Below are 20,531 nucleotides of genomic sequence, written 5' to 3'. Positions count from 1 at the left end.
AAAACAGGCTCCATTTATGCGCGTAAACTGTGTGGTGTGAAATTTACAACTTAGGCGTTGATGCTGTTCACGAGCTTGGCAAGACCGGACTTGCGGTTGGAAGCCTGGTTCTTGTGGATAACATGCTTGGCGGCAGCCATGTCGAGACGCTTGGTGACGGTCTTGAGGGCGGCCTGGGCCTTCTCGGCGTCGCCCTCGGCGACGGCGGACTGGACGTGCTTGGTCAGCGTCTTGAGCTCGGACTTGACAGCCTTGTTACGCATGCGAGCTGCCTCATTGGTGCGGATACGCTTCTTCTGAGACTTGATGTTTGCCACTTCTGGAGTTCCTTTCGAGTTCCTTGCAAAAAATGTATGACACCTCTGAGACACGGTGAGGTCATGCAAGCGCCTACTATAGCACGCTCCCCCTCAAAGGGATAGAACGAATTTGCCAAATAGGCAGGTATCATCACGATTTTCTCAAGATGTTCGTAATCCAGAGCAAAAGCGCGGTCTCAGAATCGGCCGAACCCTTGAGCGCGAGCTCCACATCGACCGCTCCCTCGAGCGCTGCGACGAGCTCTGTCATCGAAAAGCGGCGAGCCCAGGTCAGGTGATTCTTGACCTGCCAGGACTGGAGCTTAAGCGTTGCGGCCAGCTCACGACCCTGTCCGCGCGCATCGAGCGCCTTGGCAACGATAAGCTCGCGAATACGGCCGCACAGCAATGTGTAAGTCCACACGTAGCTCTTGGCGGGCAGTAGATTGAAGAGCTCGAGCGAGCGGCGCATGTCACGGGCCGAGACCGCATTGAGAAAGTCCCAGGGCTGAACCTCGGCCGTACGTACAATCCAGCGCTCAACGTCGGCAAGCTCAATCTGGGGCGCCTCGACCATCTGGGCAAGCTTAGCCAAATCGTTATCCAGCATGCGAGTGTTTTCACCCGAACGCGAGACGAGTTCCTCGGCGGCCGCCGTCGAGATCGACTTGCCATGCTGCGTCGCCATCTGCTGAACGCGGCGCGGTAGCTCCCAGCGCTTGGTGCCGGAGCAATCGATCACGGCCTTCTTGTCGATCTTGGCGATCGCCTTATACAGGCGCGTGTTCTTGGCAAGCGAGTCGGCGATGATGAGGCAGACCGTTGTGGGGCTGGGACTTGCGAGGTACTCGACGAGCGGCTCCGAGACAGCCTTAGCGAGCTTTGAGCAGCCATCAAGGATTACCAGGCGAAACTCGCTGCCCATCGGAAAGGTGTTAAGCGATCCGATAATGGACTCGATATCGGGGTCCTTAGTCATGTCGCGCTCGTCGAGGTTAAACTCGACCATACCCGACTTTTCCAGACGCGCTTTCATACGCGAGACGGCGTGATCGCGCTTGACTCCGTCGGTACCGACGATCAGATATGCCGGCAGCAGACCGGTTTCGGACATTGCGCTCCCCTCCCGCAGGCCTTCGTATTCGTTCCGTGCCATTCTAGCCCAGGGGCCCACCACACGCCAACGACGTCGTCACGGTCGCTGGCATCGCATCGCAAAGCCATTCTCAGTCGGCGTGACGGTAATGTCGCCGTGTTCGATGGTGCACGCGAACATGCCACCCGCTTCCTTCACGGCATCGATGCAGGCATCGGACGGATGACCGTATCGATTCCCCTCGCCCGCGCTCGCGAGGGAAAGCTCGGGTCTCAGAATCTCCAGCAGCGCGGCATCGACCGAAACCTTGGAGCCGTGATGCCCGAGTTTAAGGACATCGATATCCCCCACCTCCTGCACGAATTCCCGTTCCTGGTCGAGCTCGGCATCACCGGTGAGGAGCATGCGCAGGCCCTTGTCTTCCTGAACATAAGAGAGCTGCAGGACAAGCGAGTCCTCATTGCCCTCGCCATCCACGGACTCGAATGGCCACATCACGCGGGCGCAAAATGAGCCGATGTCGACCGTATCCCCATGGCGCACCTGCCGATACTCCACGCCAGGTCGGTTCAATACCTCGGCAGGAGCATCCTCCAGCGCATCTGCCGCCACGGCAATCGTTCCGACCGAAAACTGTTCGAGCACGGCAGGCAGACCACCCCAGTGATCCTCATCCCAATGCGTCACAAAGACGGCATCGATATGGTGCACGTTATTGCGAACCAACGCCGCCACCACGCGCTCGTCGAGCCCGCAGTCGACGAGCGCTACTGTGCCGCCCTGGCGGATAAGAATCGCATCGGCCTGGCCCACATCGAGCACCGTCACCGAAGGCGGAGCGAACCGATCCCAGTAGGCGTACGGAATCGCAGCCAAGAACACCAGGCACGTAAGCCCCACCGCCATAGGACGTGCACGGGGACGCGGCCACCAGACCAGCAGAACCGCCAGCAAACACGGCACTAGGTAAATCCACATGCTATCGGGCGGCACACTCACGGATGCACCCGGCACGGCGGCAAACAGCTGCTCGAAGAACAACGCGCAACGGGCGGCAACCATGGGCACAATGAGCGCCCAAATCCGCAATGGTGCCACGAGCGAATAGGGAACCAGTACGATCGACACAGCGAGCAGTACGCTCACCACCGGACCGATGACCGCATTTGCCAGCGGAGCAATGAGCGAGAACGTACCGAAGGCAGGAATGGTAATGGGGAGCGTCGCCAACTGCGAGCACAGCGTGACGGAAAGCATGCTGGCAACGCCCGACGACACACCCAACTCACCCAAAGCGTAGGTCGCATAGGGGCAAAAGCACAGAATGGCTAAGACGCTGGCACATGAAAGCTGAAAGCCCATCTCGAACAGCACCGTCGGCCGCAGTAGCACAAAGATGGACATGGTTACGAAGAGCGCCGATGCGCCGTGCCGGCGACGCCCTGCGCCGTTTACGACAAGCGTCGCGAACACCATGCAGCACGCGCGCACGGCCGAGGGAGACGCGCCCGTAAAGGCAGCGTAGCCCACAAGCGTTATCGCCAATATCACCCGCCGAAGACCACGTGAACACCGAGTCTTTTGCAATACGCCCTCAATTACAAACCCCACGATAGACAAATGGCTGCCGGAGACGGCGATAAGATGCGCCGTACCCGTCACCGAAAACCAGTCGCCCGCCGACTGGGCGCGCAGCTCGGCCGAACGACCGCAGACGACACCGGCTATGAGTGCACGCGCCGGGTCGGTCGCAGGCGCGATGGACGCAAGCAGCCCATTTCGTAGCCGAAGCAGCGGCCCCGGAGAGCCCTCATCGACCGACACAATCCGAACGGCTTTTACCTTGCATACCTCGCCTCGGAGCACGCGCGATCGTCCATACGCATCGTTCTCAAAACGCGAAACGCGACCGATAACACGCACGTGCGCCCCGACCTTGAGCTCGCGGTCGCACGATAGGCGAACCGTTGCCAAGTTCTTACCGTCCGCGCGTGCCTCGCAGGTATAGGAATACACGTCGTCGTTTATGGATGGATCGCCCTGCACGACAAACTCGAGGCTGCTTGCCGCTCGACCGTCGAGCGCCTTCGAGGCGCTTAGCGCACCCACAGCCCACCAGGCCGAGACGACCGCTCCCGCCACGAGACCGACGGACGCGGCATACAGCCACCGCTTCAAAGGGGCAAGCCGCGCACATGATTGAGCCAGCATAACAAATACCGCCGCCGCAACGGGAATGGTCCATAGCGGCCCGACCGCTGGCGCCCGCTCCCTCAACAGCGCATCAGCGGCCATGTTGAGCACCAAGACGCAGCTCATGCACATGCCGGCACACAGGGTCATCGTCCACGGAAGCAGGGGCCGCGGAGGCATAACACGCTCGCGCTCGGTCGCACTCATACGCAGATGCAATCTTTGATTTTGGCAAGCTTCTTCTCGCCGATTCCCGACACACGCATCAGGTCGTCAACCGAGGCAAAAGCACCGTTCTTTGTCCGCTCATCGATAATCGACTGGGCCATGGAGGGACCGATGCCCGAGAGCGTCTGCAGCTCTGCCGCGCTTGCCGTATTGATGTTTACCAGGCCTGTTGCGCCGCTCACGCCCGATGATGCGGAAGCCCCACCATCAACACCGGCTTCCGCAATAGACGCCTGCTGCTCCCCTACCGTTGGAACGTGGATTTTTTGTCCATCAGTGACCTTAGATGCCCGATTGAGCCCCGTAACGTCTGCCTCGGGCGCCAGCCCGCCGGCGGCATCAATCGCCTGAGCCACCCGCGCGCCGTCCTTGAAACGATATACACCGGGCGACACAACGGCGCCATCGACATCGACATAGACCTCTGCCGCGGCAGAAGCCTTAGTCGAAGAACCTTCGGATGTCTTTCCGCTCGAGGCATCACCGGATCCCGGCTCCACCAACGAGCCCGAACCGTCAGTGCGCTCAAACGACACGGCGCCGGCACCGCCGCCAAGGTTCGCCATCGCCAAGCCGCTCGCCATCGCAATGACGCCCAGCATCGCCACCACCACAGCCTTATGACCGAGCAGCTTGCCTGCCCAGCGGTCCATCTTTTTGACCCGTTCGTGTTGTTCGCGCTGCGCCATAACAAAACCTCCCAACAACATCGTGTCAGGAAAAGAGCCCTGCAACGGCCATGCTTCAAAACCGGTTTTCGCGGTCAAACCAAAAGCCGACCAAAACCTTGCACAAATCTGTCCATTTATTCAGGCACACGTCAGCAAATGAACACTTAGCCGCAAAATGCCCAGATAGCAAAAGACCGACGATGCAAGAGCATCGTCGGTCTATGCACAAATTTACTCGTGATCTTGGTAAATCTCACGCGGAGCAAGCTCCGAATGTTTGCATTTTAAGGTCTTAGGGGCCTTATACGTGTTGCTTTCGAAGTCGATGTACTCGGTCTGCTTGAGTAGGCGCTCGATCATCTCCTCGTGATCGAACAACTCCCAGGCCTCATGCACGGCATCGAGTTTAGCGTGCGTCTCGGGACGACGCGGCATAAACAGCGTGCAGCAGTCGGGAGCGGCCTCAGTCGAGATATCGAACGTACCAATCTCCTCGGCGCGCGCGATAATCTCCTGCTTGTCCGAACCGATGAGCGGACGGAACACGGGGATCTTCACGGCCTCGTTAACGGCCATGATATTCTCAAGCGTTTGGGAGGCAACCTGTCCAAGCGATTCGCCCGTCACGATGGCCTTGGCGCCCTCGATGTGTGCAATGCGCTCGGCAACCGAATACATAATGCGGCGATACATGATCACGCGCAGGTTGCTGGGACAGGTGACCGAAATCTCACGCTGGCAGTCGCCAAACGGCACCACGTACAGGCGGCCGATCTGGACACCCGGCTCAAGCGCACGGATGATGTCCTGCACCAAATACTCGCTCGTGTCGGGCGTCTGCGGACGACCTGAGAAATGCACCGGCACGCACACCGCGCCACGACGCGCGAGCATCCAGGTCGCCACCGGAGAATCAATACCCGACGACAGCAGCGTCACGACCTTGCCGGCAGAACCCACCGGCAGACCGCCCACGCCGCGCTCGGAGCGTGCGTACACGTAAACGCTACCCTGGACCACCAGTACGTGCACCATCGCGTCGGGGTCGTGCATTTGAACCTTTTTATCGGGGAAGGCCTCACACAGTACCTCGCCCACCTGTCGATTGATATCAATCGAGGTGAGCTCGTAGTCGGTGTTAGAGCGCTTGGCATGCACCTTAAACGACTCAAAGGGACCAAACTCGCGCAGCGCCTTCACGGCGGCGGCGCAGTACTCCTGCGGGTCGCGGTTCGTGTGATATGCCAGGGACACGCGGGCAACGCCGGGTACGGTGCGAATGACGCGCGCCGCCTCGTCGGCCTGATGCTCATTAAAGGTCACGAGGATATAACCGGAAATTCGAGACACGGCATTCACGGAAAAGGCGGCCAAGGCCGCCTTGATGTTATCCATGAGGATATGCTCAAAATGTGCGCGGTTCTTGCCCTTCAGTCCAACCTCGTGATAGTGGACCAGGCAGACGCGAGCCGCCATTTAGGCTTCAGCAACCTTGTGGCCGAGCGCCTTCTCGTAACGAGCCTCGTCGTAAGAGATGTCACCGTCGACAATCTCGTCCATAGCCATCGAGATGGTATCGGCACCGGAAAGCCCGATGGTGATGTCATCGACATCCTGGACGGCAAGCACGCGGTTGTGCTGGCCACGCAGCATGCTATTGATGTCGCAGGCGCGCTTGGAGGCAAGCGAAGCGAGCAGGAAGCGGTTGTGATCGGTCTTCTCCAGAAGATCGTCAATGCAAGGCTTTACAACGGACACGGACCTCAGATCCTTTCATGCATATCGAGAACGCGAACGAGTTCATCGGTCGCGCGGTCGAGATCGTCATTCACCACGACGTCGTCGTAGCGGTCGGCAAGGGCAAGCTCATCGGCGGCGTTTGCCATACGCAGCTCAATCGTCTCGGGCGTCTCGGTACCGCGACCGACTAGACGCTCGCGGAGCACCTCAAGCGAAGGCGGCTTGATAAAGATCAGCACGGCCTCGGGGAAACGCTCCTTCACCTGCAGGGCGCCCTGGACATCGATCTCCAAAATCAGAGACGAGCCCGAGGCGAGCTTGGATGTGACCTCGCTCACCAACGTGCCGTAGCAGTTACCGTGGACCTCGGCCCACTCAACAAACTCACCGTTTGCCACGCGGCGGTCGAACTCCTCGCGCGTCAGAAAAAAGTAGTTGACGCCGTCGACCTCACCTTTGCGTGGTGCTCGCGTGGTAGCCGAAACCGTCAAACCCAGGTTCGAGCGGCGCTCGCGCACACGAGCGACGAGCGTACCCTTGCCTGCGCCTGACGGTCCAGAAATCACAAAGAGCTTGGAATCCTGAGCGCTCACTTATTTGGTCAGCTGCTCGAGGAGCTGCTCGCGCTGACGGACGCCGAGGCCCTGGACGCGACGAGTAGCGGAGATACCGAGCTCCTCCATGATCTTGGCGGCCTTGGCCTTGCCATAACCAGGGAGAGACTCGATGAGGGTGGAAACCTTCATGCGGGAAGCGATGGGGTCATCGGAGTTGAGCACGGACTCGAGGGACTTCTCGCCCTTCTTGATCTGCTCGCGAAGCTCAGCGCGGGCGTGACGTGCGGCGGCAGCCTTCTCAAGAGCCTGCTTGCGCTGCTCGTCGGTAAGCTGAGGGAGTGCCATTCGTACCTCCAAATAGTTGGGTTATATCTGATTCAATAATTGGCATTTTAGCACGTAGAACGTACAAAATGCCTAATCGCGGCTCCATAGGTTAGACGATACCCGCAAAAAGTGCAATATACTGCGCCCAAAGTTAAGCCCCTGACCTGCGATTCCACACAAAGGATGGGAAAGTTTACGCAGGCACAGGGGCTATTTTGTGCTAATGAGACCCAAAAGTGGTGACTTAGGGGAATCTTTTACGCGACGTTTTCGACCAGCTCGGCGACGATGGCGTCAAAGGCGGCAACCGGATCGTCGGCACCGGTGATGGGACGGCCCACCACAATGTGGCTTGCGCCACGCTCGATAGCCTGGGAAGGCGTCGCCACGCGGGACTGGTCACCAAGGGCGGCACCCACCGGACGCACACCCGGAGTCACGATCAGGGCATCAGGACCCAGCAGCTCACGCATGTCGTGAGCCTCCATCGGCGAGCACACGATGCCGTCGATGCCGTTGGTCTGGGCAAGCTTTGCCAGACGGGCGGCTTCCTCGGCCACGGGAGACTCGACGCCGATCTCGCTCAAGGCATCCTGATTCATACTCGTGAGCACGGTAATGGCGACGAGCTTGGCGCGGTCCTCGCGCGCCTCCTCGGCACCCTCACGGCACGCGGCGAGCATAGCGCCCGAACCCAAGCCGTGGACCGAGAGCAGGTCGGCACCGGCAAGCGAGGCCGAACGGGCGGCACCGCGCACCTGATGCGGAATGTCATGGAACTTAAGGTCGAGGAAGACCTTGAAGCCCAAGTCCTTGAACGTCTTGACGATCTCGGGACCCTCGGCGTAATAGAGCGTCATGCCCACCTTGAGCCAGACGGCGTGGCCCGAAAGCTCATGGGCGAGCTCGAGCGCACGCTCACGATCGCAGTCGAGGGCGACGATAACACGGTCGCGGGCATCATTCTCTAGCATTCGAAAGCACCTACCAGCTCGTTGATATCCTTCACGCCCTGGGACTCTGCCCAAGCCTCGAGCTCGCGCGCGATCTTAATCGAAGCGCACGGATCGACAAAGTTGGCCATACCGACCGACACGCAGGTGGCGCCGGCCAGGATAAACTCGGCAGCATCCTCGCCGGTCATGACACCGCCGACGCCGTTGATGGGGATATCGACGGCCTGAGCGACCTCCCAGACCATGCGAACGGCGATGTGGTGGCACAGCGGGCCCGAAAGGCCGCCCTTGGGCTTGGCAACACGGGACTTGCGGGTGTGCACGTCAATGGCCATGCCCTGGATGGAATTGATGACCGAAAGGCCGTCGGCGCCGGCAGCCTCGAGAGCCTTGGCAATCTCGGCGACATTAACCGGAGCCATCTTTACGAACAGCGGCTTATCGGTCACCTTGCGGCAGGCAGCCATAACGGAAGAGGCGCCCTCGGGCGTGGAGCCCATGGCGGCACCGCCGGCGGCGATATTAGGGCAGCTCACGTTGATCTCGTAGCCGGCAGCCCAGGGGCACAGCTCGACATACATCTCGAGCGCGCGGACAAACTCGTCAACGGAGTGGCCGGCAACCTGACAGATGACCTGGCAGCCGTCCTTGGACAGCTGTTCGAGCCACGGACCGGACTCGCGGGCAAAGGCGGCCACGCCGGGGTTCTGAAGGCCCACGGAGTTGATCATACCGCCGGGAATTTCGGCCATGCGGGGCGCGGGGTTGCCGGGCCAGGGCTCGGCAGCGCAACCCTTGGTGGTGATGGCGCCCAGCTGGGAAACATCAAAGAAGTTCTGGAACTGCCAACCGTAGCCAAAGGTACCGGCTGCGGTGTTGATGGGGTTCTGCATCTTGACGCCGCCGAAATCGACGGCCATGTTAACGGTACCCACTAGAAGACCACCACCTTGGAAGCATCGAACACGGGGCCGCACATGCAAGCACCCTTCATACCGTCGACCGTCTCGACATTGCAGGTGTTGCAGGCGCCAAAGCCACAGCTCATCATGCGCTCGAGGGACACCTCGCAGTACGCACCGGCCTCGGCGGCAGCGGCGGCGACTTTCTTCATCATGACAGCGGGGCCGCAGCTGGCGACGTAGTCGTAGCCGCCCTCGCCAAGCAGCTCAGCGGCAGGATCGGTGCAAAAACCGTGCGTGCCGAGCGAGCCGTCGTCGGTGCACACGTTGACCGTATCGCACAGCGCGCGGAACTCATCGACTCCCACGGCCTTGGACGCGGTGCCAAAACCCAGGCACACGTCGACGGCCACACCCTGCTCGACGAGCATGCCGGCAAGGCACAGCACGGGCGGAACACCGATGCCGCCCGCAACGAGCAGCGCCTTCCTGGTGCCCTCGGGCACAAGCCAGCCGCGGCCGCCAGGGCCCAGCAGATTAGAGGTGGAACCGGGGGCCATCTGCGACAGACGACGGGTGTCATCGCCCACGACGGCGTACCACAGCTCGACGGTGCCGGTCTGGGCGTCGGCGCGATAGAAGCTCAGGGGCACGCGAAGCAGCGAGGACGCATCGCCGGGCACGGCAATGTTCACAAACTGGCCGGGCTTGAGCGCACTTGCAAGCTTGGGGGCCGAGATAACGAGCGAGAAGATACCGTCGGCGATCTCCTGGTTCGAGACGACCTCGAAGTCGTGCATGCGTGCAGTGGAAGGTGTGGGCATAGACGCTCCAATCCCCCATGCGGTTGCATGGTTCAGGCGAACAGAAAGCGCGGCACCGCAAGGGCACCGCGCACAAAAGCGATAAGGCTATGCTAGCAGATGCAGCCGTCGGCGAGCGTCTGCTTGCCGCCGACAAACACATCGGTGGCACGACCGGTGAGCGTGCGGCCGGCAAAACCGGAGTTCTCGGCACGCGACTCGTAACCGTCCTCGCCGACCGTCCAGGTAGCAGCGGGATCGAACACGGTCAGGTCGGCAACGGAGCCCGCCTTGACCTGAACCTGGTCGAGGCCCAGGATCTCACGAGGCTTGATGGCCATGAGCTCGACCATGCGACCCATGCTCATCTTGCCCGTGTTGACCAGCTCGGTGAGCACGAGCGACAGCGAAGTCTCGAGGCCGATCATGCCGAAGGGCGCAAGCTCGAACTCGCGGGCCTTCTCCCACGGGGTGTGGGGAGCGTGATCGGTGACGATAGCGTCGACGGTACCGTCGATGACGCCCTGGCGAATGGCCTCGGCGTCCGCCTCGGTACGCAGCGGCGGGTTGACCTTGAGCGAGGTGTTGTAGGTCTCGTCCAGGTCGTTCTCGGTCAGGAACATGTGATGCGGCGTGGCCTCGCAGGTAACCTGAACGCCAGCGGCCTTGCCGGCACGCACGAGCTCCAGGCCATGGGCGGTGGAGATATGCTGGATGTGTAGTTTGGCGCCGGTCAGCTTGGCGATCTCGATGTCGCGGGCGATCTGAAGCTCCTCGCCGGCAGCCGGCCAACCCTCGAGGGCCAGACGGGTCGAGACCCTGCCCTCGTTGATCTGGCCGTGACCGACCAGGTCCTCGTCCTGGCAATGGCTCATGAAGACCTTGCCGAATATCTTGCCGTAGTCCATGCAGCGACGGAGCATGCCCGCGCCCTGCACGCCGCGACCGTCGTCGGTGAAGGCGACGGCGCCGTGGGCGACCATATCGCCCATCTCGGACATAGCCTCGCCCTTAAGACCGCGGGTCATGGCGCCCGACGGATAGACGCGGCAGTGACCGACCTCGGCAGCACGGGACTTGACGAACTCCACGACGGTGCCGTTATCGGTGACGGGATCGGTGTTGGGCATGGAGCACACGCCGGTAAAGCCGCCCTTGGCAGCTGCGCGGGTGCCGCTCTCGATGTCCTCTTTGACCTCGTAGCCGGGCTCGCGAAGGTGAACGTGCATATCAACCAGGCCGGGGACGAGGTACTTGCCGGAAAGGTCGCGGACCTCGGCTCCCTCGACGGCGAGATTCTCGCCGACCTCGGCGATCTTGTCGCCGTCAATCAGGACGTCAACGACACCGTCAAGCTCGACGGACGGGTCGACGACGTGGGCATTCTTAAGAAGCAAGGCCATTATCGGCACCTCCAAGCAGCAGATACAGGATAGCCATACGCACGCAGATACCGGCGTAGACCTGCTCCAGGATGACGGAGCGTTGCGGGTGGTCGGCCATATAGGAGTCGAACTCGACGCCGCGGTTGATGGGGCCCGGGTGACAGATGATCGCATCGGGCTTCATGAGCTTCTCGCGGTCCTTGGTCAGACCGAAGAGCTTGTGGTACTCGCGAATGGTCGGGAACGGTGCACCCTCGAGGCGCTCCTGCTGCACGCGAAGCATGTAGACGACGTCCAGCTCGGGCAGGACGGAATCGAGGTCGCTCGTCACGTGGTCGCAGCCCAAGACCTCGGGCGCCGGCGGCAGCAGCGTGCCGGGGGCGACAGCGTAGGTCTCGCAGCCCATGATCTTAAGAGCGGGGATCAGCGAGCCGCAGACGCGGGAGTGCGCGATATCGCCGACGACGGCGACCTTCAGACCGTGGAAGTCACCCTTGTGCTCCCAGATGGTGTACAGGTCGAGCAGGGCCTGCGTGGGGTGGTTATGCTTACCGTCACCGGCGCAGATGACGCTCGCGGGCGAGTTCTGCGTGACGATGTAGGGAGCGCCGGCGTGCTTATCGCGCACGACAATGCAGTCGATCTTATAGGCGTTGAGGGTCTCGACGGTATCGACGAGGCTCTCGCCCTTGACCGTGGAGGTCGAGGAGCCGCCGAAGTTGAGGCTGTCGGCCGAAAGACGCTTCTCGGCGAGCTCGAAGGAGCTGCGGGTACGCGTCGAGGGCTCGTTGAACATGTTGACGATGGTCTTACCCTTGAGCGTGGGGACCTTCTTGATGGCACGCTCGTTGACCTCGGAGAACGCCTTGGCGGTCTCGAGGATGAGCTTGATGTCCTCTTCGGAGTACTCGGTAATGTCGATCAGGTGCTTATGATTGAACGCCACGGTACTACTCACCTCCCAGCGGCGCGGAGCCCACGTGGGAACCCGGCGCGACGTCGTTGATCTCGACAGCGGTACGGCCGTCGACTTCCTTCATATATAGGTGCACGTTCTCCTCGTGCGACGAGGGAACGTTCTTGCCGACAAAGTCCGGCGAGATAGGGAGCTCGCGGTGACCGCGGTCAACGAGAACTGCCAGCTCGACTCGGCTCGGACGGCCCAGGTCCATAACGGCGTCCAGAGCGGCGCGGATGGTGCGACCCGTGTACAGGATGTCGTCCACCAGCACGACGCGCTTGCCGTCGACGCTGAAGGGAATGTTGGTAGCGTGGATCGCGGGAGCGAAATTGGTCGCATAGTCATCGCGGTAGAAGCTGATGTCGAGGCTGCCGAGCGGAACGTCGACGCCCTCGATCTCCTTGATCTCCTCGGCGAGCTTCTTTGCCAGAAGGTCGCCGCGCGTGACGATACCGACCAGAGCGAGGTCTTCACAGCCCTCGTTGCGCTCGAGGATCTCGTGCGCGATGCGGGTCATCGCTCGGTTGACGGCGGTCTCGTCCATGATGACCGCCTTGGGGGAAGTCGTGCCCATCGATCTCCTTCCTCACATGTCTTGACTGCTGACACAGTCAAAAAAATAGATGCCCGACCGCTCAAAGCGGACCAGACACCCACAGGAAGGGCTGCTCTTTGGCAGCAATGTAATTCCATGTGGGTATCTCGTACCCCTTTAATGGTCAAGGGATAGTGTAGCCAACCTCGAGCTTAATTGCGAGCATAAATACAGAGCAATCCGTAAACGGGCGCAGGCGCTCCATAAACCTATATATATTTGTGGGACGAGCTTGAAAACGCACGCACGAGCTGGCATAATCCCCTCTGCTGCACGCAAATCGGATCTACGTCCAGGGCCGTAGCGTGAGCACTATCGCCAAAAGAGGAATATCTCTGTGTAGATTGCGCACAGGGAGCGACTTCTGTGCTATAGTTCAGGCTTGTTTGTTAACGCGACATGTTCGTTTGTCGCCCAAGGAGGGTCAGTTATGTCCAAAGTTTGCGAAGTTTGCGGTAAGCACCCCGTTGCCGGTCGCTCCATCAGCCACTCTCACCGCGTCACCAACCGTAAGTTCCGCCCCAACATCCAGCGCGTCTACGTCGTCGTCGATGGTCACCGTCGCAAGATGAACGTTTGCTCCACCTGCCTCAAGTCCGGCAAGGTTGCGCGCTCCTAAATAAGGTCTTACCAACAAGTACCTCGGACTCTCCGGGTCAAAGACCTCGCGTTCACATAGAACTATAAGAAACCGCTTTCTTTTGAGGAGGCGGTTTCTTTTTCTATCTATCCAGGAATGCAAAACCAGAGCGAAAAATGAAATGCGTCCCAAATCTTGGACGCCCTAAATAGCGACTAGGCCGCGAGGGCCTGATTCCGGAACTCCTCCGGGGTCAGGCCCTTCAATCTTACCTGCCTCCGGCTCGTGTTCCAGTGGACTATGTATTCCTCCAGGTCGCGTTTGAAATCCTCGAACGTCTCCCACTCGCGGCCCCGGTAGAACTCGTCCTTGACGTGGCCGAAGAGCTGCTCGGTGGCGGCGTTGTCGATGCAGTTCGCCTTCCTGGACATGCTCTGGACGATGCCTGCGGCCTCGAGCCTGGATGTGTACGAGGCGTGCTGGTACTGCCAGCCCCGGTCCGAGTGCATGGTCGGGGCGGCGCCCTCGGGGATCTTGGACAGCAGCTCGTCGAGCATCCTGACCTGCTGGGCCATGTCGGGCGTGGTCGATATGTCGCTCGCCACAATCTCCTTGGTGCAGAAGTCCAGCGTCGGGGCCCAGTAGGCCTTGCCGCCCGCCACCTTGAACTCGGTGACGTCCGTTCCCAGCTTCCGCCACGGGGCCCCGGCGTCGAAATCCCTCGCGATCACGTTCTCGAACGTCCTGCCGACGACGCCCCTGTACGAGTTGTACCTGTGGTAGGCCGTCTCGCGTCTGATACCGCAGCGAATCCACATCTCGCGCATCATCTCGAGCACGGTCTTGTCGGCTATCACGGCCCCCTCTTCCGCCCTGAGGCACATCGCTATCTGCCGGTGCCCGCAGCCGTTGGCAGTGCGCGAGAAGATCTCGGCGACCGCCGGCGGCCTTCTGCTCGTATGTGTACCTGCCCTGCTTTCCGTCCATGCGCAGCAGCACCTCGCTCCCGAATGCGCGGTATATCTCCTGCCATCTTCTCACGGCTTCCGCGGGAAGCGAAAGGGCGATCGCGGCAGATTTATACCCGTGCCCGAGCTCGAAGAGCCCTATGGCCGCCTTCCTGGCCTCGATATCATGCTTCACTCTCAAATCAACGCGCATAAAGAAAGCCTCCCATTTCTCATGTCCAAGAAATGGGAGGCAGTTCATTCAAAGCCATGGCAGGCCATTACTTATTTATCGTTCCGCCTCTTCTTGCGGTTGTATTCGAGCAGCAAACCTAAAGAAGTCAAAGCAGATCCGGCAACTGCCAGCGGAAGAACCGGCAGCAGTCTCTCCCCTGTCGAAGCCAGGGCACCCGGCTCGGTGGTCTTGGTCTGGGAGGCGGGGTCGGCCTTGGTCTCGCCGCCGTTCTCGTCGAAGGTCACGGTGACGTCGCGGGGCACCCACTTCCACTGGGCGTAGACGGTCGTGGACCTGGAGACCTCGGTCTTGTCGGTGAACTGATCGCCCGAGCCGTCCCTCTCGGTGTTCCAGCCGTCGAACGCCCAGCCCTTGCGGGTCGGGGCGGTCTTGGGCAGCGCGAAGGTGTAACTGTCCTTATCTGCAGTCTTATCTTGCAAAAACTTTTGAGGATAAGCAGGATCGTATGCGCCATTATCATCAAAAGTCAGCGATAACTTTGCTGCGACCTGCCACATGTGAAAATCATCAGTACCGTCGGCATCCCTGAAGCGCTTAAGGTAATAGCCCTCACCAACCGCATCCTCGTTGCCAAGAATAAAAGTGCTTTGCTTAGGTGCATCACCACTAGCTTTGGAGAGTACGTAGTTATCTCCGAGTGACGGCAGTTTCAAATTCTGCCAATTGTTCGGATCCACCGTATTAACAGTAGTCTTCCCTGACGATTCCCCTTTTACAATAAGGGGAATGTCGCCGCCATCATCCGTGCCATCATAGTTATTAGTGACAGCTGGCAGTCTAATTTCAGCGTCATCGCCACGGTAATTTCCTTGGAATAATGCGGGTGCCATTAAGGCAAGTGTGCCCTTATTAATAACGGCACCTTTCAAATTACTTGAACAGTGATCGATGAGAATGCCCTTACTGCCAATAGAGGTGGTTCCCTTAACGAAAATATCGTTATAGTTTTTCGCAGTATTGTATTGTTGCTCCCAAGTACCATTGATATCGACATAACCATATACGTAGGCTTGAGAGCCAGCTGTCGTCAAAACGCTGCCCTCATCTACCCGAAGGCCATTGTCTTCAATTAATTCATAGCTAGAAGCATTGTTGCAACCAAATTTGGTCGTTACATTTGTATTCGATTGACCAGTAATAGCGATCTTATTTACAGAAGAAATCGTACCGGCCGTAATTTCGGAGTTATCAGTAACATTCAATGCAGATGCGTACTTAATATAAGGAATCTCAGCCACAGTCCCTGCAATATTGATTGTGGGAGAGGAAGACCCCTTGGGAAGCCCATAGTACACACCCGTAACGCCCGTAGCTATTTCCGGTCGTCCAGCAATATTAATGAAGGAACCGTCAGAAATCGATACATTCTTGTTCGAAGTCAACGAAACGTAGCCAACACTGCCGCTATTCAGACTGATAGATAGCTTTCCTCTAGCCTTTACGCTCGATCCCTCATCCGACGAATTGGTCAGGTCGTTCTCGCAGAAAACATACCCATGAGAATCGCCCGCTTCATCCCTCAGCTCAACACCAGAAGCGTTCACGGCGATATCACCGTTTACAGCACTCCACTCTGCTCCATAAATAGAGCCAACATGGGAGCCGTGGACATTAACGGTAATAGATCCGCCAACGTTCGCTTTCTTCGAACCTTCAATAAAAGGGACATCATTGGGTATCGATCCACCTTTATCCCAGCCCCAAACATTCTCGTAAGCATCGATAACGACATCGCCATCGACCTCATAAACTCCATCTGGGAGCATTTGTCCTGCGCCAATTATTGGCCAATTGCTATTAAGACGAAGCATTTTGTCGGTGTTTTCATAAGTACTGCTGCCCGCAATAATATGAATGTTGCCTTTAATAGGCGCAGGGTCACCAAAATGACCGCAAATTTCATTTACCCGACCCGAGCGAACATCAAGCGTCACGTTGCCGCGCATCTCGCAACCGTAAGTGCCTTCGATAGCAGGAGAAACTTCGGAGTTGGCATTGTCGTAAACAAGCGTGGCGTTACCACCTACATAAACAGCAGGAAAGCCGTTTCCATCGCCGCTCGACCCATCGCCGCGCATGCAACCGGGATTAACGTGATTACCGCTAGCCATGCGAAGGTTACCGCTGATCTCAAGATAGGTGTCATGCTCGACGGACCCTTGATATGAACCACCGATGACGTCATGAAGGCCAGCGCCACTACCAGGATTGATATATCCAGACGCGGCTATCACCACATGTGTGTGATCGACAGTCGACCTATAGCCACCGCCATAAAGTGTTTCAGAGAGGTTGAGCTCGCAGTTACGAGTGAAAACGGTATCGAAACCATTGCAATAGAATTTTCCTGAACCAACCACTTCGACGTTGTCAAAAGTACAAGATCCGGAAAGCATGGCACGGTTGGAGAAGTGCAAGGTTGCGCGATTATCACCGTCACTCGTCACGGTAATCTTCTTGTTAGCAACGCCGAAAGTCGAAACGTAATCTTGGGTCGGCACCACAAAAGACGAGCCGCCTTTTAGGACAAGTCTGATCTCCGATAAATTATCGGAGGCGATTTTATTCAGCGCATCCTCAAATGTTGATTGATCATTAACTTGATAAACACCAGATTCTGCTGCATCAGAATTCGATTCATCAGATGTTTCATTCACATTCACATCGTTTGACTGCTTATCCGAGACATCAGATTCAGGTTTTTGATCATCACTTGAAACCGTATTGTCGTTAGACGAAGCCTCGACCGCCCCCCCCTTGACCCAGAATCACTATCAGCAGATTCATTAGACAGATTCTCCGAAGTCGTGTTTTGCTGAGGGTCATTATTCACTATTACGTCAGCAAATACGCTCGTAGGAATCGTATTAAACACGAACAAAAAAGAGACGAGCCAAACGAGAGCTCGCCTGCAGCGTGGCAATCTCACAAACCGCCCTTTCTACTCAACTGACATGAACCGGTAAAGGGCGACAAAATACCCAGAGGCAAAGGCATATATTTCACTCTTACTGAATGTACTGTCTGGCACATTGGTTTTAGTTTAATACCAGTGTTTTGTCTGACAAGAGAACGCGTTTATTGCCATGAAATAGAAACGACCAAAAATTAGTGTCACGACCAGCCAGAATTGATCGATGTGCATTAATTTCCTAAGACCTAATGAACAAACAATGAACAAACTCCACACCATAGCCATGGGGAAACTAGGAATTCGCCCGGAGAAGACGTTCGGCTTTTAGTTAAATAGTTAAAACGCTTCTGTTTATTGAAGCGTTTTAGTGTGCCTTTTACAGGAATCTTACCACTCACCGAATTATTTATTGCTATCATGCAAGACGTAGGGTAAATCTCCGATCGCAAGGAGACACAAATGGTGAAAAAGTCACCGGAAAACACTACTCCCGCAATTGTGGACAACGTAGAGGCGCTTGAGGCTAAGCTCGCTCAGATGCGAGAGGCCCAGGCGCTTTTTGCTACGTACACGCAGGAGCAGGTCGACAAGATCTTCTATGAGGCCGCCATGGCCGCCAACAAGGCTCGTATCCCGTTGGCGAAGATGGCCATCGAGGAGACCGGCCGCGGCGTTCTTGAGGACAAGGTCATCAAGAACCACTACGCCGCAGAGTACATCTACAACGCTTACAAGAACACCAAGACCTGTGGTGTCCTGGAGCGCGACGAGGCCTACGGCATCACCAAGATCGCCGAGCCCATCGGCATCGTGGGCGCCGTCATCCCGACGACCAACCCCACCTCCACTGCGATCTTCAAGACGCTGATCAGCCTGAAGACCCGCAACGCCATCATCATCTCCCCGCACCCGGCTGCCGCCAAGTGCACCATCGCCGCCGCTAAGCTCGTGCTTGACGCCGCCGTCAAGGCCGGTGCCCCCGAGGGCATCATCGGCTGGGTCGATGTCCCCTCCATCGAGCTGACCAACATGGTCATGCGCGACGTCGACATCATCCTCGCCACCGGTGGCCCGGGCATGGTCAAGGCCGCCTACTCCTCGGGCAAGCCCGCCTTGGGCGTTGGCGCCGGTAACACCCCGGTCGTCATCGACGACACCGCCGACGTGCTGCTCGCCGTCAACTCCATCATCCACTCCAAGACCTTCGACAACGGCATGATCTGCGCTTCCGAGCAGTCCGTGACCGTCATCGACACCATCTATGACCAGGTTAAGGCCGAGTTCCAGAAGCGCGGCTGCTACTTCGTCAAGCAGGGTGCCGAGATGGAGGCCCTGCGTGCCGCCATGTTCAAGAACGGCGCCCTCGATCACCGCATTCCCGGCATGGCTGCCGCCAAGATCGCCGAGCTCGCCGGCATCGAGGTTCCCGCCAAGACCAAGATCCTGATCGCCGAGGTCACCTCCACCGACCCCGCCAAGGAAGAGTTCTCCCACGAGAAGCTCTCCCCGGTCCTGGCCATGTATCACGCCAAGGACTTCCAGGAGGCCGTCGACAAGGCCGAGCACCTGGTGCTCGCCGGTGGCCCGGGCCACACCGCCTCTCTGTACGTGCACCCCGCCCAGGCCGAGAAGATCAGTCTGTTCGAGCACGTCATGAAGGCCTGCCGTATCGTCATCAACACCCCGTCCTCGCACGGCGGCATCGGTGACCTGTACAACTTTGGCATGAAGCCGTCTCTGACCCTGGGCTGCGGCTCCTGGGGCGGCAACTCCGTCTCCGAGAACGTTGGGGTGAAGCACTTGATCAACGTTAAGACTGTGGCCGAGCGCCGTGAGAACATGCTGTGGTTCCGCGCTCCCGAGAAGGTCTACTTCAAGAAGGGTTCCACGCCCGTCGCCCTCGACGAGCTCGGTACCGTCATGGGCAAGAAGCGCGCCTTCATCGTCACCGACCAGTTCCTCTTCAAGAATGGTAACACCCGCGCCATCGAGGCCAAGCTCGACGAGATGGGCATCGCCCACGACTGCTTCTACGACGTCGAGCCCGATCCGTCGCTGCAGTGCGCACGTCGCGGCGCCAAGCAGATGGCTCTCTTTGAGCCGGACGTCATCATCGCCGTCGGCGGTGGCTCCGCTATGGACGCCGGCAAGATCATGTGGATGATGTACGAGCACCCCGAGTGCAAGTTTGAGGACATGGCCATGGACTTCATGGACATCCGCAAGCGTATCTTCACTTTCCCCGAGATGGGCAAGAAGGCCTACTTCGTCGCCGTCCCGACCTCTTCGGGTACCGGCTCCGAGTGCACGCCGTTCGCCATCATCACCGACAAGGAGACCGGCATCAAGTGGCCGCTCGCCGACTACGCGCTGCTCCCCAACATGGCTATCGTCGACGCCGACAACTGCATGACCGCCCCGCGCGGCCTGACCGCTGCCTCCGGCATCGACGTCATGACCCACGCCATCGAGTCCTACGTCTCCATCATGGCTTCCGACTACACCAAGGGCCTCTCCGAGCGCGCTGCTAAGCTCGTCTTCGAGAACCTGCCCTCCAGCTTCACGAACGGCGCCAAGGACCCGCATGCCCGCGAGGAGATGCACAACGCCTCTTGCATGGCCGGTATGGCCTTCGCCAACGCCTTCCTGGGCCTCAACCACTCCATGGCTCACAAGCTCGGCGCCTTCCATCACCTGCCCCACGGCCTCGCCAACGCCGTCATCCTGACCCGCGTTATGCGCTACAACGCCGCCGAGGCTCCCGTCAAGATGGGTACCTTCTCCCAGTATCCTTACCCCAACGCGCTGCACAACTACGCCGAGATGGCCAAGTACTGCGGCATCGAGGGCAAGGACGACAAGGAGGTCTTCGAGAACTTCATCACGAAGCTCGAGGAACTCAAGGACTTCATCGGTGTCAAGAAGACCATCGCCGACTACGGTGTTGACGAGCAGTACTTCCTCGACACCCTCGACGAGATGACCGAGCAGGCATTCAACGACCAGTGCACCGGCGCAAACCCGCGCTACCCGCTCATGAGCGAGATCAAGGAGCTCTACCTGGACGCCTACTACGGCCGCGAGCCTCAGGACTACGCCGTCTGCTAGTTTTAGCACGGTT

The 20,531-nt window shown here is 58.8% G+C and carries 18 protein-coding genes; 2 read left to right on the top strand and 16 right to left on the bottom strand.

Annotation, left to right across the window (positions count from 1 at the left end; genetic code table 11):
* Window positions 1-50: 50 nt before the first annotated feature.
* From rpsT to pyrR, 14 genes are all read right to left on the bottom strand, one after another.
* Window positions 51-317, bottom strand: a complete 267-nt coding sequence (rpsT, locus tag DXC99_RS02475) for a 30S ribosomal protein S20 (protein ID WP_022094714.1) — start codon at window positions 315-317, stop codon at window positions 51-53.
* 133 nt (window positions 318-450) lie between these two features.
* A complete protein-coding gene (gene holA / locus DXC99_RS02470; RefSeq protein ID WP_117583209.1) occupies window positions 451-1,413 on the bottom strand; it encodes a DNA polymerase III subunit delta in 963 nt (320 codons plus the stop codon).
* Window positions 1,414-1,491: 78 nt separating this feature from the next.
* Window positions 1,492-3,795 carry a DNA internalization-related competence protein ComEC/Rec2 gene (locus DXC99_RS02465; RefSeq protein WP_117629180.1) on the bottom strand — a complete coding sequence of 768 codons (2,304 nt, stop codon included), beginning with the start codon at window positions 3,793-3,795 and terminating at the stop codon, window positions 1,492-1,494.
* Window positions 3,792-4,505 carry a ComEA family DNA-binding protein gene (locus tag DXC99_RS02460; RefSeq protein ID WP_117629179.1) on the bottom strand — a complete coding sequence of 238 codons (714 nt, stop codon included), beginning with the start codon at window positions 4,503-4,505 and terminating at the stop codon, window positions 3,792-3,794. The genes DXC99_RS02465 and DXC99_RS02460 overlap by 4 nt, the downstream gene beginning before the upstream one ends.
* A 213-nt stretch (window positions 4,506-4,718) precedes the next feature.
* On the bottom strand, window positions 4,719-5,963 hold the full coding sequence (gene thiI / locus DXC99_RS02455) for a tRNA uracil 4-sulfurtransferase ThiI (RefSeq protein WP_117583212.1): 1,245 nt from the start codon (window positions 5,961-5,963) through the stop codon (window positions 4,719-4,721).
* Window positions 5,964-6,245: a DNA-directed RNA polymerase subunit omega gene (locus DXC99_RS02450; RefSeq protein WP_035138532.1), complete on the bottom strand. Its 282-nt coding sequence runs from the start codon at window positions 6,243-6,245 to the stop codon at window positions 5,964-5,966.
* Window positions 6,246-6,250: 5 nt separating this feature from the next.
* Complete coding sequence (gene gmk, locus DXC99_RS02445) at window positions 6,251-6,820, bottom strand: guanylate kinase (RefSeq protein WP_117629178.1); 570 nt, start codon at window positions 6,818-6,820, stop codon at window positions 6,251-6,253.
* Window positions 6,821-7,129, bottom strand: coding sequence for an integration host factor, actinobacterial type (mihF, locus tag DXC99_RS02440; protein WP_006236130.1), 309 nt, complete (start codon window positions 7,127-7,129; stop codon window positions 6,821-6,823).
* A gap of 239 nt (window positions 7,130-7,368) precedes the next feature.
* Window positions 7,369-8,085 carry an orotidine-5'-phosphate decarboxylase gene (gene pyrF, locus DXC99_RS02435; RefSeq protein WP_117583213.1) on the bottom strand — a complete coding sequence of 239 codons (717 nt, stop codon included), beginning with the start codon at window positions 8,083-8,085 and terminating at the stop codon, window positions 7,369-7,371.
* Window positions 8,079-8,987, bottom strand: coding sequence for a dihydroorotate dehydrogenase (locus DXC99_RS02430; RefSeq protein WP_199408852.1), 909 nt, complete (start codon window positions 8,985-8,987; stop codon window positions 8,079-8,081). Before DXC99_RS02430 ends, pyrF begins: the two co-directional genes overlap by 7 nt.
* A 14-nt stretch (window positions 8,988-9,001) precedes the next feature.
* Window positions 9,002-9,769, bottom strand: coding sequence for a dihydroorotate dehydrogenase electron transfer subunit (locus tag DXC99_RS02425; RefSeq protein ID WP_117583280.1), 768 nt, complete (start codon window positions 9,767-9,769; stop codon window positions 9,002-9,004).
* Between the two features lie 116 nt (window positions 9,770-9,885).
* The gene (locus tag DXC99_RS02420; protein ID WP_117583215.1) at window positions 9,886-11,175 is read right to left on the bottom strand and encodes a dihydroorotase; all 1,290 of its coding nucleotides are present in this window, start codon (window positions 11,173-11,175) and stop codon (window positions 9,886-9,888) included.
* A complete protein-coding gene (locus tag DXC99_RS02415) occupies window positions 11,159-12,103 on the bottom strand; it encodes an aspartate carbamoyltransferase catalytic subunit (RefSeq protein ID WP_035138537.1) in 945 nt (314 codons plus the stop codon). The genes DXC99_RS02420 and DXC99_RS02415 overlap by 17 nt, the downstream gene beginning before the upstream one ends.
* Window positions 12,104-12,107: 4 nt before the next feature.
* Entirely contained in the window at window positions 12,108-12,692 is a 585-nt protein-coding gene (gene pyrR, locus DXC99_RS02410; protein ID WP_117583216.1) for a bifunctional pyr operon transcriptional regulator/uracil phosphoribosyltransferase PyrR, read from the bottom strand.
* A gap of 451 nt (window positions 12,693-13,143) precedes the next feature.
* On the opposite strand from pyrR, the gene rpmB reads away from it, so the two are divergent.
* Entirely contained in the window at window positions 13,144-13,332 is a 189-nt protein-coding gene (gene rpmB, locus DXC99_RS02405; protein ID WP_022094725.1) for a 50S ribosomal protein L28, read from the top strand.
* 176 nt (window positions 13,333-13,508) lie between these two features.
* On the opposite strand, the gene DXC99_RS02400 is transcribed toward rpmB, so the two are convergent.
* Both DXC99_RS02400 and DXC99_RS02395 read right to left on the bottom strand, forming a co-directional pair.
* Entirely contained in the window at window positions 13,509-14,222 is a 714-nt protein-coding gene (locus tag DXC99_RS02400; protein WP_199408851.1) for an IS3 family transposase, read from the bottom strand.
* A 303-nt stretch (window positions 14,223-14,525) separates the two neighbouring features.
* Window positions 14,526-17,159, bottom strand: coding sequence for an InlB B-repeat-containing protein (locus tag DXC99_RS02395; RefSeq protein WP_147329325.1), 2,634 nt, complete (start codon window positions 17,157-17,159; stop codon window positions 14,526-14,528).
* 710 nt (window positions 17,160-17,869) lie between these two features.
* On the opposite strand from DXC99_RS02395, the gene adhE reads away from it, so the two are divergent.
* Window positions 17,870-20,518, top strand: a complete 2,649-nt coding sequence (gene adhE, locus DXC99_RS02390; protein WP_055250041.1) for a bifunctional acetaldehyde-CoA/alcohol dehydrogenase — start codon at window positions 17,870-17,872, stop codon at window positions 20,516-20,518.
* Window positions 20,519-20,531 lie beyond the last annotated feature (13 nt).

Source organism: Collinsella sp. TF10-11AT, assembly GCF_003437565.1.
Taxonomy (GTDB): domain Bacteria; phylum Actinomycetota; class Coriobacteriia; order Coriobacteriales; family Coriobacteriaceae; genus Collinsella.
This window is presented reverse-complemented; position numbering and strand designations above follow the sequence as displayed.